We start from the raw sequence: 15,268 nt of genomic DNA, 5'->3' as shown, positions 1-15,268 counted from the left end.
TGTAGTACAATTAACAATATACTTTCATGCAATTTTTAGCGGGAACATAACCTTTCGAAATGTCTCCAATATGCGGCATAAAAAATTCAGATACATTTGTTTCAATATTAAGTTGCATATATTATGAGTGAAGCCACAATAAAAGAAAGTTTTAAATCGGTAGATACCAGTACTTTGGTAGACAGGGTAGAAGCCAATCTTGTGGAATTGTTACAGCAAAGAAAACTGAAAGTTGGCGATTCCATACCAAAGGAACTTGAACTGGCGGAAACATTGGGTGTTAGCCGCACAGTTATACGGGAGGCTTTGTTGCGTTTGCGGATGATGGGATTAATTGAATCCAAAAAGAAAAAAGGAGCGGTTATTACCAGTCCCGACCTGTTTGGTATTATGAGTAAAAGTATGAATCCTCATGTGCTGGACCAGGAAACGCTGAAGGGGATATTTGAAATAAGGCTGGTGCTTGAAATTGGTATGGCGGATTTTATTTTTCAGCGTATCAGCGCCGAAGATATCAGGGAATTGAAAAAAATTGTAAGTAAGGAGCCGCGGGTAACCGATCACCATTTATTTAATATACAACATGAGATCGCATTTCACGGCAAATTGTATGAAATTACCGGCAATGAAACCATGAAGAAATTCCAGAAAATGTTGCTGCCGGTTTTTGATTATGTTCATAAAAGCGGTCTGTTGAAAAAGCAATTGCATCTCAAAACATTTGTTTCGCACAAAGGACTGGTGGATATTCTTGAAAAAGGCTCGCCCGAATTATTCCGCAATGCCATGCGCAATCATCTTGAAAATCATTTTGCCCGCATCTTTGATTGAGTAAGATCATCTCGTACACTGATCAGCATCATTGCTTTAGCAGAAACAATTGGATAAGTTTGATGCAAATCATTGTTATGAATATCAGCATTTCTTCATCTCTGCGTTCTGCACCCGAAAAAAAAAGACATTGGCCTGCAGTATCTATTATTATGCCGTTTGAGCCTGTTATCCGGCGCAAGGAAGATTTGATGATGCGGCTTCAGAAAGCAGTGAAGAAGGCAGAATGGGAGATGGGAACCGGTTATGACGAAGATTTGGCAGAGTTGGTATTGATGAGATTAAGAACGGTTATAAAAAACCTCAATTTCAGCACATTTAAAAAAAGTATTGCCATTTATGTATCGCCGGTATTTGAAAAAGTAATTTATTTAAATATGCCTGTAAATGAAACCATCACTGTTGATGATTCCTTCATGATCCGGGATATCCTTCATGCAAAAAAAGAAATGCCTCATTATTTTGTGTTGCTGTTGGGTGAAACCCGGAGTGGCGTATATGAAGGAGGAAGTTCGGGGCTTGTAAAAATAAAATTCAATAGTGCAGCAGGCATGTCTTCCTTTAAAACAGAAGCTGTGCAGGCAGATGTGGGTTCGGGCAGCAATGATCTTTTGTTTAAAAATTTTTTGCAGCATACGGATGAAGGGCTTGGCATTCTGTTGCAGTCTATGCCCGTGCCGGTAATTGCATTGGGCAATAAAGAAGTATCGGCACATTTTAAGGAGGTAACAAAGCACAATCATAGCATTGTGGAATATATAGCCGGCAATAATGAAGAAGCCACTGAATCCGGTCTTTTTGATGTGGTGAAGCCGTATATCGCTGAGTGGAATAAAATAAAGACCCGGTATTTGTATCATCAGCTCGAAAGTGCTGCAGCCGGGGGAAAATTGGAGAGCGGCCTACGGGCCGTGCAGCAGAGCGCTGCCCTGCATAGGCCCCGGCTGTTGATAGTGGAAAAAAAAATCATCAGTGATCCTTTGGCATGTGAAATGGAAGGCATTGAACAGCCGATTGAAAATCGCTTTGCTAAATTTTCGTGCATTAAGCATGTGATTGATGATATTATAGAAAAAGTGCTGGAAAACGGGGGTGATGTTGAAATGGTGGATGATGATATGCTGGGTGGTCAACAGATCGCACTTGTAAAAGGATAAACACGATTATATATGATTTCGCAATCATGATAAGTAATATCTGTTCCGATATATTGGGTAACATGCATCACACTAATGTAAATACGATCCAAATGAAAAAAATAATTGCGGCTTTTGATGGATTAAAATTTTCTGCTGGTACAAGAGACTATGCAATTCAAATTGCCAAAGAAAACAGCGCTCACCTGGTTGGTGTTTTTTTGGATGATCCCCTGTACCACAGTTATAAAGTGTATGATCTTATAAGTGAAGAAGGAGGCATTTCTGATGCGAAGCAAAAGAAATTTATTGAAGTAGATGTCCGGACGAGAGATGAGGCTGCAGCTGATTTTGAAGCGGCATGCCAGAAGGCCGGGCTCCGCTTTTCGGTGCACCGCAATAAAGATATTGCTACCCAGGGGCTGCTGCACGAAAGTATTTATGCGGATATGATAATTATTTCCGGTAATGAAACATTTACCCATTATGAAGAAAAAATTCCTACACGGTTTATCCGGGATATATTGTCGGAAGCGCAATGTCCTGTGATTGTAGTACCGCCTCATTATAAGCCCTTTAACAAACTGGTTTTGCTATATGACGGTGAACCGTCTTCCGTTTATGCCATTAAAATGTTCAGTTATATGCTCCCGGCGTTAAAAAAACATCCTACCGAAGTATTATCGGTAAAGCCAGTGAGTCAAAGCATGCATGTACCGGATAATAAACTGATGAAGGAATTTATGAAAAGACACTTTCCAAAAGCCGATTATAAAGTATTAAAGGGACTTCCCGAAACGGAAATCATTAATTTTCTGAAAACCTCCAAAGGGCTGCCATTGGTGGTATTGGGAGCTTACCGCCGGGGCATGGCGTCGCGGTGGTTTAGAGCAAGCATGGCCGATGTATTGATGAAAGAGTTAAAAATTCCTGTGTTTATTGCACATAATTAAAAGCATATCAGTGTCTGTTGATGCCTTTTTTTTGTTGAAGTGAGGATAATTGGTTGCTCATCCATGCGGATATAATGTTTAATTTACGAGTAATGAATTCTAATGAAAACAGGTTTATGAAAAAAAACATGAATAATACGGACAGGTTGATACGAGCCGTCTTCGCCCTTATTTTCGCAGCACTTTATTATAATAACATTGCAAACAATACATGGGCGGTAGTGTTTTTAGTGATCGCCTGTATTTTAGCTGTTACAAGTTTTATCAGTTTCTGCCCCTTATATAAACTGTTCGGTATCAGTACCTGCTCCAAAAAAACTACCTGATATACTATACATTTGCAGGGATAGCATATTCAAAGCGTACAATTTTTTTGTCGGCATAACCTGAAATGGATTCTATTACACATATAGCACTGGGCGCCTGTGTGGGCGAAGCTTTTTTTGGAAGAGGGTTTGGAAAAAAGGCGATGCTATGGGGAGCGCTTGCCCAAAGTGCCCCCGATATAGATTTTTTAGGCGCCTTTTGGTTAAGTACAGATGAGAATTTACTTGCACACAGGGGTTTTACACATTCCATATTATTTGCTTTGCTCATTTCACCGGTGCTGGCGCTTGTGGCGGAACGGATCCACCGTCCGCACAATATCCGTTTCAGTAAATGGCTTATTTTTTTTTCCACGGAAGTTTTTCTGCATTTGCTGCTGGATGGGTTTAACAATTATGGCGTAGGCTGGTTTGAGCCTTTCAGCCATCTTCGAATTTCGTTTAATGCTATTTATGTTGCCGATCCCTTTTTCTCGATTTGGGCAGGCATTGCTATTGTAATGTTATTCATTTTACACAGCTATCATCCACGGCGGAGATTTTGGTGGAGGTTCGGGGTATTTATTCCTTTTCTTTATCTTGGCTGGTGTACAATTAATAAGATAAAGATCAACAGTGATGTAAAAGAAATTTTGCAGCAGGAACAGATTCCTTATACCAGGTATTTTTCTACACCTACGCCTTTTAATAATTTGCTATGGTATGTGGTGGCCGGTAACGATAGTGGTTACCATGTTGGCTTCCGTTCTATATTAGATATTAAAAAACAAATCAACTTCCAATATTTTCCCAGGAATGATTCCTTATTGCATTCCGTAGCCGATCATGAGGAAGTGCAGCACCTTATTCGTTTTTCACAGCAATTTTATACCGCAGAGCAATGGGGTGATACGCTGGTATTTAATGACCTGAGATTTGGACAGATCACCGGCTGGCAGAATCCCAGGGGAAGGTTTGTATTTCATTATATACTTAATCACCCCGAAGACAATACGCTTGTAGTGCAGCGCGGACGATTTGCCGGCTGGAATAAAACGGTAGCAAGATCTTTTATAAAAAGAATAGCCGGAAACTGATGAAGGGGAGTAGGCGATTGGTTGAGTAATTGATCTGTTGATTGTGAAATGCAATTGTTCTTGTAACCTGAAACACCTGTAACTTGAAACCTGTAACCCGAATTTTCCCTGCAACCTGTGCCCTGCTTTAATTTTTTTGCCTGAAATAGAATGTAAAAAGATAGATAAGCCCTTTAACAATTTGGTACGAAGACCACCACATGAAGCGCTTGAGTAAGGTGCGTTTTTGAATGAGCATTTCCTGGGTTACATGAATGCATTCTTTTTTAATAATATCTTCAAATACAGCTTCAACTTCTGCTGAAAAGCCCGCATCGCGTATATCAAGATTTAATTCTATGCTGGCGTGTGCGCTGATATTATTAATGTTATAGGAGCCTATGGTCAGCCACGTTGTATCGCAAACTGCTACTTTGCCATGCAAAACATTGCCCTGGTATTCATAAATCTCTACATTGTTTCGCAACAGCCAGTCATAAATATACCTTTCGGCATATTTTGCCGTTTTTATATCCGATAAGCCTGCAAGAATGATTTTTATATGTACACCCCTTTTAGCGGCCCGCATAAGGTTTTTCCTGAACGTTTTTCCGGGTAAAAAATAGCTGCACAAAATAACCACATGAGACTGCGCATTTTGCAGCATTTCAGAATAACTGCGGGATATCTGTTTTTTATTGCGTACCCAGTCGTTAATGCGCATGCGCACCATCGTAGATGCATCGCTCAATAGTGCAGCCGGTAATGGTTGGCCCTCACATGGCGTTGATCCTGTTTTTGCGGGAAATCCTTTCCATGTTTTCCAGCACAGCACACACAATTCTTTTGCGATCTCTCCTTCAACAAATACGGCAAAGTCGAGCCATGCCTTATAGCCTGGCCTGTCATTATACCGCTCGGTAATATTTATTCCCCCCACCATAGCGTATTGCGCATCTGTTAGTATGATTTTATGGTGCAGGCGCCGGCCAAAATAAAAATATTTACTTCTTATAACAGGTTCAAAAAAGCGAAAATGCACGCCCGCTGCCTTAAGCTCATTAATAAATGATTTGGAAATTACATTGGAGGCATAACCATCGGGCAGCACATATACGTTAACGCCTCTGCCCGCTGCATTTTTCAATGCTTCGCCGATTAGTTTGCCGGTGTCATCATCGTCAAAAATATAGGTCTGCAGGTGAATGGAATGTTTTGCGCTGTCAATCATTTTAAGCATCTGGCTAAAATACGGCGCACCACCACGAATAAATTTTACCTTATTGTGCGTAGTATAAGAGGCATCCCGGTTTTTGCGGGAACCAGACAGTTTCCCTGGTATTTTTTTGCTGTTGTTGTTAACAGTCCGGGTTTTCAAGATGCAGGCTTTTTTGTAAATATAGCAATGTATTCTTTGCGCTTGTTCCGGAACTATCATCTTTTACCCGGAAAAGATGCGAATTTTGATGTTGTATGCAATAAGCAGTTACCCGTAAACGTAAAGGCCGGAATATTTAAGTATTTTTAAGGTATGTTGCGTACTCAGTTCTGGAAGCAATTTTTTGAAGAAGCAGGAGATATATCCCGTTTTACCGGCAGGTTGTTTTCGCAGTGGTTCAAACCCCGGTACGAGATAACGGAATTTCTACGGCAATGCTTTATCATTGGCTATAAATCTTTGCCATTGGTTATGCTCACCGCTTTTATTATGGGGTTGGTGCTCACCATGCAAATACGGCCTTTCCTTGTAGATTACGGGGTTGAATCGCAGTTGCCTGCTATGGTGGGCATCGCTATTGTTCGTGAAATTGGACCGGTTATTACAGCGCTGATTTTTGCAGGGAAAATTGGCAGCAGCATTGGCGCGGAACTGGGTTCCATGAAAGTAACCGAGCAAATAGACGCTATGGAAGTATCGGGTACCAATCCCTTTAAATACCTGGTGGTTACCCGGGTATTGGCTGCTACTTTTACCCTCCCCCTGCTGGTGCTGTTAGGCGATGCCGTTGCATTGTATGGAACCTATCTGGGTGTGAATATGAGCGGTGTAACCAGTTTTGATCTTTTCTGGACAAAAGTGTTCAGAAACCTTTCTTTTGGCGATGTATTACCCGCTTTTGTTAAATCCTTTTTTTTCGGGTTTGCCGTAGGCATTGTAGGTTGCTTTAAAGGATACAATTCACAAAAAGGAACGGAGGGAGTTGGGCGGTCCGCTAACTCGGCAGTCGTGCTGTCATCTATTCTTATATTTATTATTGATCTTATTGCGGTGCAGGTAACCGATGTACTGGGACTGAATTAAATACTATGGGAATAACGAAAAACAAAGAAGAATCGGCCCGAACTTTAAAGCAGGGTGAGCAAGTGCTGATGGTTCGTAATTTGTACAAATCGTTTGGCAATCATAAAGTACTCATTGATTTTAGCTTTAGTTTGCATAGCGGCGAAAATGTGGTAGTATTGGGAAAGTCTGGATCAGGCAAATCGGTATTGATCAAATGTATTATTGGCCTGCTGAAGCCCGATAGCGGCTCCATTGAGGTACTCGGTGAAAGCATTCCAGAATTGAGTGATGATGAACTGGATCAAATCAGGATGAAAATCGGCTTTCTTTTTCAAAGCAATGCCCTTTACGATTCCCTGACGGTGAGACAGAACCTGGAGTTCCCATTGCGGCGCCATTCTATTCGTTTAACACAGGCAGAAGTGGATCAGTTGGTGAAGGATGCACTTGAAGATGTTGGGCTTGCATACACAATAAACATGACACCCGCGGAATTGTCAGGAGGAATGCGCAAAAGAGTAGCTTTGGCAAGAACTTTAATACTAAAGCCATCCATTATCCTCTACGATGAACCCACTACCGGGCTGGATCCTATTACAAGCAAAGAGATCATTGAACTGATTAAAGATGTGCAGCAGAAATATCAGGCAGCTTCATTAATTATATCCCATGATATGAACTGTGTTCGCATGGTGGCAGACAGGGTGATTATGCTGATAGAGGGAAGAAACTATGCGGAAGGGAAATACGATGAGCTGATAAAAACGAACGATCCCCTCATAAAGGCATTTTTTGAATAATTGTTATGAGCAAAAAAGCATTTTCAAATATTAAGCTTGGCGTATTTGTATTGGCCGCATTGGCTTTCCTTATCATCCTTTTATACATGATAGGGAAAAACAAAAATATGTTTGGTTCTACCTTTGAAGTTAAAGTTCATTTTAGAAATGTGCAGGGTTTAACCCCCGGAAATAATGTAAGGTATGCCGGTATACAAGTAGGCACGGTAAAGAATATAAATATATTAGATGATGCCCGTATTGAAGTGGTATTGCTGATTGAAAACAACATGAAAAAATTCATCCGTAAAAATGCACTGGTAACCATTGCTACGGATGGGCTGATGGGAAATAAAGTGATTAACATTACTCCGGTAGAGGAGCCGGCTGCCCTGATTGAGGAGGGTGATATCCTGCAAACTCAAACCTCCGTTTCTGTAGATGAAATGGTGAACACGCTTTCGGGTTCAAATAACGACCTGTCTGTTATTACTGCCGAACTGAAAAGCATAATGTTGCGGATAAACAGCAGTACTGCATTGTGGGAGTTGTTAGGCGACAGTACCCTTCCCCGGAATTTAAGCGCATCGCTGGCAAATGTAAGATCGGCTACCGCTAAAGCTAATACAATGGTAAATGAATTAAACGGACTGGTGGCTGATGTAAAAAGCGGGAAGGGGTCATTGGGGGCAATTATTACCGACACTTCCTTTGCAGAAAATCTTAACCTGGCTATACTCCGGATCAAATTGGTGGCTGGTGAAGCAGATACGCTTGCAAAAGAACTCTCTGCGGTTACCTATGGACTTAAAAACGATATTAATAATGGAAAGGGAACCGTTCATGCCTTACTCAAAGACACTGCCATGGTTCACTCCCTTAACATCAGCCTGGATAACATTCAGAAAAGCACTCAAAATTTTAATGAGGTGATGGAAGGAATGAAGCATAGTTTTTTGGTTCGCGGTTATTTCAGAAAGCTTGAAAAAAAGCAGGCAAAAGAAACGTTGCAAAAATCAAAAAAACAATAGTCATTTTTCTACTGTCTTTCATTAACGGGCCTTAACAGCATTCAAGTAAAACGATGAAGTATATCCTGAGTGCGGTATTGATTTTTCTCATCTTTTGTGTTGATTAAAGTCTTTGTTAAAGGCTTTTTTGCGGGTTATATTTGATGCGGTGTTTCAATATGCTTTTACCGTAAAAAAGCAGATCAGGGCAAAACAAGCAGTTGGTTTGATTTCGGTTTGTAAAAGCGCTGCTTTAAGTGTGTGGCAGCGCTTTTTTTAAATTGTTGTTCCGCTACCGTTGCGGGAGGAGGTATTTTTAGCGTGTTTGATAAAGGATGCAAAACCTAACCGGTGAGCACGCACGTCCTATTTATTATATTTATTACTTCACTTAAATCATATAAAAAATGAACCAGGCTTATATGCATCTTCTCACTAACCATATTCCTGTATTTGGATTATTGTTTGGCATTATAGTACTTCTGTGGGGCATTATTTCCCGGAGGAAACAAATAAAGATGGTAGCTTACTTTTTGTTTATCGCTGCGGCTGCAGGCGGGCTTATTACATTTAATACCGGGGAGGCAGCGGAAGATGTTGCAGAAAAAATAGAAGGGATATCCAAAACAGTAATTCATGATCACGAAGAAGCGGGCGAAACCGCCATTTATCTCATCGCGGGCGTGGGAATTGTAGCATTGTTCGGATTTTATGCGGAGGTGAAAGATAAAAAAATGACATCTGCAATTTCAATAGGGATATTGATTATTGCCATTGTTGCTTTTGTTTTAACAGCAAGAACCAGCTACCTGGGAGGTAAAATAAGGCATACGGAGATGTCTGCACCGCCGGTTTCACAAAATTTGAATGGTCCATTCATTAATGATATACCAGTGAACCTAAGTGCATAATCACATAAAACTTCATAAATGAATAATGCAGCCTATTTGTGCCTGTGTTCTTTTATAATAAGTATTATTGTAAATAGTAAACCTGTTCAAATACTCCTTTACTAAAAATCACATACACTAAAATGAAGAAAATACTGGTACCAACCGATTTTTCCTCCTGCGCGGTAAACGCGTTGAATTTTGTTGTACAAACAGCTAAGCTTTACCCGGTTGAAATTAACCTGCTTCATGTTGTGGATATAACAGATCGTTTTTATAGTGACCGGTTAGACCTGGTGCGGAATGAGCTTAATGCCATTTCAGAAGAAGCGGATAAAAATTTAAACCAGATTAAAACAAGCATTGCGGAAACAGAGTCTGTAGTTATACATACTTTTCTCCGGGACGGCACCATAGAAGAAAATATTTTGCAAATGTGCGAAGAACTGGAAATTGATCTTGTGGTAATGGGCACTTTTGGAATAAACGGTCTGCAGGACAGGATATGGGGCAGCAGAACCGCCGGGCTCACAGGCAAAACCAAAGTGCCTTTAATGGTTGTACCCTATGAGTATAACTGGAAAGTTCCTGAAAAACTTTTATTCGCAACCAGTCATTTCGAAGAAGATAAGGATGTGTTACTGCAAATAACCAGCCTGCTGGAGGTTTTTAAGGCTGCCCTGGATGTTGTTGTATTTACCGATGAAGACACTGCCGATGCTGCTGAATTTTTAGAACATGGTATGAATATGGCTGAATATGAAAGAAAACTTAAAAAGCACCTTAATACGCAATTGCTCGCTGCAACGCATTTATCGGGGCGCGAGTTTGAGGATACATTGCAGGATTACATTAACAGCAATGATATAGATATACTGGCAATGATTACCTATCAACGAAGTATTTGGGACAGGATATTTCATCCGAGTGTAACCCGGAGGATGTCGTATCATACCACAATTCCATTATTGGTGATTCCGGCAACCAAAATAAACAGCTAAGGCTAACTTCAAATGTTTAGTGGAAAGAACAAACCCCGGCTGGTTTATTGTGTTGCAGCATAATAAGCGGCGCCAAGCAATGCTGTTTTTCTGTTCAATATAATTTTTACCGGAACCTTCTCTAATAAAAAATTCAATCTTCCACTCTGCCGGAATGATGAATAAAATGCCTCTTTCTCAAAAAGATGGATGATTTGCGGCGCTATGCCGCCACCTATAAAAAGCCCGCCGGTAGCATTTAATTTTAAAACCAGGTTAGCAGATTCATGAGCCAGGTATTGTATGAAACAGCGCATGGTTTCTTTACAAATTGGGCATTGATCAGCATTTTCACTGATTGTAGCCGCTTGGTCCGCATTTGCCATTTTTTCTGTCAGCCAGCCGGGTTCTTCCATTTTTTTCTCATCGCGCAAAAACCGGTAAATGTTTACAATGCCGGGCCCGCATACCAATCTTTCCCAGCTTACATGTTCAAATTGTTGCTGCAGATAAGTATACAATTCAAAATCAAAGCTGCTTCTGGCGGCAAAATCGGCATGACCGCCTTCTGTTGCAAAAGGATGGTAATATTCGCCATCCCAGTATAGCCCGGCTTCGCCAAGGCCTGTGCCGGGCGCAATAATGGCGGCATTGCCTCCAATCGTCATGTTTCCTTCATGAACAACCGATGTGTCTTTTTCATCAAGCACTGCCAAACCGTAAGCTGTTGCCTTAAGGTCATTGATAAGATGAACGTTTGCAGTTTTATACTGCGCCGTAATTTCCTTTATGTCTATCTCCCATTGTAAGTTGGATAGTGTTGCATGCCCGTTCAATACCGGCCCGGCAACACCAAAACAGATAGCATCAGGCTGAGGAATATTTTTAGTAAATTGCCCTGTTAATTCCGTTATATTATTATAATCTTTTGATACCAGCTTAGCCTGGTGCAACAAATGGTATTTTCCGTTTTCCACCTTATACATGGCCAGGTTGGTTTTGGTAGCGCCAATATCGCCCGCAAATACAATACTTCCGTTGCCGGTCACTTTAGCCTGGTGAAATGGTAATAACATGCTATATTAAAAAATTGAAAAGAAAAATGTTGCTGAGTAAACCATCAGTTCCTGTTACAATCTTTTTCCTCAAACATCGGCCATAGCAGGAATTTCAGCTACTTTATAGAAACCGAGATCTAATTTTTTCTTTGTCTCCTCAAATGCGTTCAGTGTTTGCTCAATATCGTCCTGCGTATGCGTGGCAGTAGGAATGAGCCGGTAAATAATATGTCCTTTGGGAATAACAGGGTATACTACAATAGAGCAAAAAATGCCATAATTTTCCCTGAGGTCCATTACCATTGCGGTGGCTTCTTCCACACCGCCTTTCATATATACAGGTGTAACAACAGAATCTGTATTTCCAATATCAAAACCCTTTTCCTTTAATCCTTTTTGAAGGGAAAGAGCGTTTTTCCAGAGCTGTTCTTTTAATTCGGGATGTAAGCGTAATAATTCAAGACGTTTAAGATTGCCCAGAACCAAAGGCATAGGCAAACTTTTGGCAAAGATCTGGCTGCGGATATTATAGCGGATATAATCAATGATGGGTTTATCGCCTGCAACAAAAGCTCCAATGGAGGCCATTGATTTTGCGAAAGTAGAAAAGTAAAGATCAATTTTATCCTGCACGTCCTGTTCTTCTCCTGCTCCGGCGCCGGTTTTGCCTAATGTGCCAAATCCATGTGCATCATCTACCAGTAGCCTGAATGAATATTTATGCTTTAGCGCAACAATTTCTTTTAATTTTCCCTGGTCGCCGGCCATGCCAAACACGCCTTCCGTAATAACCAGTATACCTCCCGCGTTTTGTTTTTTTATTAATGCTTCAGCGCGCTGCAATTGTTTTTCAAAATCCGTTAAATTATTATGCTTGTAAACAAATCTTTGTCCTGCGTGTAACCGCACTCCGTCAATAATGCAGGCGTGGCTTTCCGCATCATATACAATCACATCGTGGCGGCTGCACAATACATCTATAATACTCACCATACCCTGGTAGCCATAGTTCAGTAAAACAGCATCTTCCTTTTGCACAAATTCCGCCAGCTCGCTTTCTAATTGTTCATGATAATTTGTATTGCCACTCATCATACGGGCGCCCATTGGCAGCGCCAGTCCAAACTGTGCAGCAGCTTCAGCATCCGTTTTGCGTACCTGCGGGTGATTGGCAAGCCCAAGATAATTGTTCAGGCTCCATACGATCATATCCTTTCCACGGAATTTCATGTGGCTGCCAATTTCTCCTTCTAATTTGGGGAAGGCAAAATAGCCATGTGCCCGTTCACGATGCTGGCCTAAAGGCCCATAATTATTTGTCAGTCTTTCAAAAATATCTGCCATACAATGATGTAATTAAAACAATACCAATAATAAAAGCGGTGCAAAGATAATAATTCTCACAGGTCAGGTAGCATGGAGTGCTGGCGGCAAGGCGGAATGCTGCGAAGGTAAGATTTTTGCGCTATTCTTAAGCAGTAAAAATAAAAACGGGAAGAAATCCTTTGCCTGAAAAAGCTATGGAACTTTCCTGATCGCAACATAAAACGGGATGATGCATTCCGTATTTGATATGCAAAAGTGTGCCGGGTTAGATACGGCGCACTTTTATTATGAACCAACCTGGTGTTGGTTTACCGGTATATTAAAACAGTTGTGTTTATCTTACTTTACTAAAAGCCTTTTATTTCAGCTTCGCCGAAAGGTTGTTATTGATGGCTTCAAGAAAATCCTCAGTATTGAGATAATGTTCGCCAAGTTTTACTTTATTGCCATGTATGCATACTGCAAGATCCTTTGTCATTTTACCGCTTTCTACCGTTTCAATGCATACGGTTTCCAGGGCATTGCTAAAATCAATAAGCGCCTGGTTATTGTCTAACTTTCCGCGAAATGCCAATCCCCTGGTCCATGCAAAAATAGAAGCGATAGGATTGGTGGATGTGGGCTTTCCTGCCTGGTGGTCGCGGTAGTGGCGGGTAACAGTTCCGTGTGCAGCCTCTGCTTCCAGCGTTTTACCATCGGGTGTAACCAGCACGGAAGTCATTAATCCTAAAGATCCGAATCCCTGCGCAACAGAATCGCTTTGCACATCTCCGTCATAATTTTTACATGCCCATACAAAATTGCCATGCCATTTCAATGCGCTGGCTACCATGTCATCAATAAGACGGTGTTCGTATACGATACCTGCGGCTTCAAACCGTGTTTTAAATTCCTGTTCGTAAATATCCTGGAAGATATCTTTAAATCTTCCGTCGTATTTTTTTAGAATGGTATTCTTGGTGGAAAGATACAAAGGCCATTTTTTGCTCAGCGCCATATTAAAACAGCTCCTGGCAAAACCTTTTATGCTTTCATCGGTATTGTACATGCTTAAGGCCACACCGCCGCCTTTGAAATCAAATACCTCGAAAACTTCAGGAGCACCGCCATCTTCGGGTGTATAGGTCATGGTTAATTTACCCTTTCCTTTGATTACGGTATCAGTTGCCTTGTACTGATCGCCAAAAGCATGACGTCCCACAATAATGGGCGCCGTCCAGTTGGTTACCAGCCTGGGAACATTTTTCATTACGATGGGTTCGCGGAACACTGTACCATCTAAAATATTGCGGATGGTGCCATTAGGGCTTTTCCACATTTGCTTCAGGCTAAATTCCTTTACCCTTGCTTCATCGGGCGTAATGGTGGCGCATTTAATACCAACGCCGTATTGTTTAATGGCATTGGCTGCGTCTATAGTTACCTGGTCATTGGTCTGGTCGCGGTACTCAATACCCAGGTCGTAGTATTTAATGTCAATATCAAGATAAGGCAGGATCAGCTTGTCTTTAATGAATTTCCATATGATCCTTGTCATTTCATCTCCATCCAGTTCAACTACCGGATTAGCCACTTTAATTTTTTCTGCCATGCCAGATTTTTTAAGGTTAAAGTAATTAATTTGACGGCAAATGTACATCCTGAATCCTGATTTTTAAATATTAACCCTGAAAGTTGGGAAATGGTTACAGGGTACAAATTGCAGGGCGCAGGGCGCAGGGGTGCAGGGTACAAGTTGCAAGTTGCAGGGTGCGGGGTTGCAGGTTACAGGTTGCGGGGGGCAGGGTACAGGTTACAGGGTTGCCCTTGAAACCTGGAACTTGCAACTTGTAACTCATTCTCTTTTCTCATTGTATCTTGCACCTTATGATTATTACTTCTGCAACATATGTGATCAGCAGCCCGGATTATTTACAATGCCCCAAAGCCGATCGTCCGGAATATGCTTTTATAGGCAGGAGCAATGTGGGCAAATCTTCCCTGATCAATATGCTTTGCAATAATCAAAAGCTGGCAAAAACATCGGGTACGCCCGGTAAAACGCAACTGATCAATCATTTCGCCATAGAGAGCGCTTCGGAAAATAAACAAAAAACACAATGGTATATTGTAGATCTGCCGGGATATGGTTTTGCCAAAGTGTCGCAGCAGCAGCGAAAGAGCTGGAGCAAAATGATTGAGGATTATTTGTGTAAAAGAGAGAACCTGGTAAATGTGTTTGTGTTGGTTGACAGCCGCCATGCACCGCAAAAACCCGACCTGGAATTTGTAAACCGTTTGGGCGAATGGGAAGTGCCTTTCTGTATTGTGTTTACCAAAACCGATAAAACAACACAACAGGAGGTAAGCAAAAACATCAAATATTTTTTGAACACAATGCGTACCACCTGGCAATTTTTACCTGCGCATTTTACCAGCAGCACCATAAAAAAATCGGGGAAGGATAAAATACTGGCTGCGATAGAAAAATGGAACGGGGAATTTGCAGCAGGTGCTCTGTGAACTGGCTTCGTGTTTCAGGTTTCAGGTTTCAGGTTACAGGGTACAGGTTACAGGTTTCAGGTTACAAGTTTCAAGGAGCAAGTTGCGGGTTAGGGAGCATTTCTCACTTCTTGCGCTGTCAACTTTCAGCCTTCAGCC

General features: G+C 41.3%; 15 protein-coding genes. 11 read left to right on the top strand and 4 right to left on the bottom strand.

Features of this window, described 5'->3' with window-relative positions; translation table 11 throughout:
* Positions 1 to 123 precede the first annotated feature (123 nt).
* From FRX45_RS20095 to FRX45_RS20075, 5 genes are all read left to right on the top strand, one after another.
* Positions 124 to 831: a FadR/GntR family transcriptional regulator gene (locus FRX45_RS20095; protein ID WP_152270271.1), complete on the top strand. Its 708-nt coding sequence runs from the start codon at positions 124 to 126 to the stop codon at positions 829 to 831.
* 77 nt (positions 832 to 908) lie between these two features.
* Positions 909 to 1,988, top strand: coding sequence for a baeRF3 domain-containing protein (locus tag FRX45_RS20090; RefSeq protein ID WP_152270270.1), 1,080 nt, complete (start codon positions 909 to 911; stop codon positions 1,986 to 1,988).
* A 92-nt stretch (positions 1,989 to 2,080) separates the two neighbouring features.
* On the top strand, positions 2,081 to 2,920 hold the full coding sequence (locus FRX45_RS20085) for a universal stress protein (protein WP_152270269.1): 840 nt from the start codon (positions 2,081 to 2,083) through the stop codon (positions 2,918 to 2,920).
* A gap of 74 nt (positions 2,921 to 2,994) precedes the next feature.
* Positions 2,995 to 3,246, top strand: a complete 252-nt coding sequence (locus FRX45_RS23900) for a YgaP family membrane protein (protein ID WP_394350042.1) — start codon at positions 2,995 to 2,997, stop codon at positions 3,244 to 3,246.
* Between the two features lie 65 nt (positions 3,247 to 3,311).
* The gene (locus tag FRX45_RS20075; protein ID WP_152270268.1) at positions 3,312 to 4,322 is read left to right on the top strand and encodes a metal-dependent hydrolase; all 1,011 of its coding nucleotides are present in this window, start codon (positions 3,312 to 3,314) and stop codon (positions 4,320 to 4,322) included.
* Positions 4,323 to 4,449: 127 nt separating this feature from the next.
* Here the strand turns inward: FRX45_RS20075 and FRX45_RS20070 are convergent, their stop codons facing one another.
* A complete protein-coding gene (locus tag FRX45_RS20070) occupies positions 4,450 to 5,679 on the bottom strand; it encodes a phospholipase D-like domain-containing protein (RefSeq protein ID WP_226805480.1) in 1,230 nt (409 codons plus the stop codon).
* 153 nt (positions 5,680 to 5,832) lie between these two features.
* Between FRX45_RS20070 and FRX45_RS20065 the strand changes: the two genes are divergently transcribed.
* From FRX45_RS20065 to FRX45_RS20045, 5 genes are all read left to right on the top strand, one after another.
* Positions 5,833 to 6,603, top strand: a complete 771-nt coding sequence (locus tag FRX45_RS20065) for an MlaE family ABC transporter permease (protein WP_152270267.1) — start codon at positions 5,833 to 5,835, stop codon at positions 6,601 to 6,603.
* 5 nt (positions 6,604 to 6,608) lie between these two features.
* On the top strand, positions 6,609 to 7,385 hold the full coding sequence (locus FRX45_RS20060; protein ID WP_152270266.1) for an ABC transporter ATP-binding protein: 777 nt from the start codon (positions 6,609 to 6,611) through the stop codon (positions 7,383 to 7,385).
* Between the two features lie 5 nt (positions 7,386 to 7,390).
* The gene (locus FRX45_RS20055) at positions 7,391 to 8,395 is read left to right on the top strand and encodes an MlaD family protein (RefSeq protein ID WP_152270265.1); all 1,005 of its coding nucleotides are present in this window, start codon (positions 7,391 to 7,393) and stop codon (positions 8,393 to 8,395) included.
* A gap of 386 nt (positions 8,396 to 8,781) precedes the next feature.
* On the top strand, positions 8,782 to 9,285 hold the full coding sequence (locus tag FRX45_RS20050; RefSeq protein WP_152270264.1) for a hypothetical protein: 504 nt from the start codon (positions 8,782 to 8,784) through the stop codon (positions 9,283 to 9,285).
* 122 nt (positions 9,286 to 9,407) lie between these two features.
* A complete protein-coding gene (locus tag FRX45_RS20045; protein WP_152270263.1) occupies positions 9,408 to 10,265 on the top strand; it encodes a universal stress protein in 858 nt (285 codons plus the stop codon).
* Positions 10,266 to 10,309: 44 nt separating this feature from the next.
* Here FRX45_RS20045 and glk read toward each other — a convergent pair whose 3' ends face one another.
* The 3 genes from glk to FRX45_RS20030 form a co-directional block, all read right to left on the bottom strand.
* Complete coding sequence (glk, locus tag FRX45_RS20040; RefSeq protein WP_152270262.1) at positions 10,310 to 11,320, bottom strand: glucokinase; 1,011 nt, start codon at positions 11,318 to 11,320, stop codon at positions 10,310 to 10,312.
* A gap of 69 nt (positions 11,321 to 11,389) precedes the next feature.
* Positions 11,390 to 12,646, bottom strand: a complete 1,257-nt coding sequence (locus FRX45_RS20035) for an aminotransferase class I/II-fold pyridoxal phosphate-dependent enzyme (RefSeq protein WP_152270261.1) — start codon at positions 12,644 to 12,646, stop codon at positions 11,390 to 11,392.
* A 340-nt stretch (positions 12,647 to 12,986) separates the two neighbouring features.
* Positions 12,987 to 14,219, bottom strand: coding sequence for an isocitrate dehydrogenase (NADP(+)) (locus tag FRX45_RS20030; RefSeq protein WP_152270260.1), 1,233 nt, complete (start codon positions 14,217 to 14,219; stop codon positions 12,987 to 12,989).
* 275 nt (positions 14,220 to 14,494) lie between these two features.
* Between FRX45_RS20030 and yihA the strand changes: the two genes are divergently transcribed.
* On the top strand, positions 14,495 to 15,130 hold the full coding sequence (yihA, locus tag FRX45_RS20025) for a ribosome biogenesis GTP-binding protein YihA/YsxC (protein WP_152270259.1): 636 nt from the start codon (positions 14,495 to 14,497) through the stop codon (positions 15,128 to 15,130).
* The last annotated feature ends 138 nt before the right edge of the window (positions 15,131 to 15,268 follow it).

This window comes from Agriterribacter humi (assembly GCF_009192765.1).
In the GTDB taxonomy this organism is placed as follows: domain Bacteria; phylum Bacteroidota; class Bacteroidia; order Chitinophagales; family Chitinophagaceae; genus Agriterribacter; species Agriterribacter humi.
Note: the sequence above shows the minus strand (reverse complement) of the source record. Positions and strands in the feature narration are given on the sequence as shown.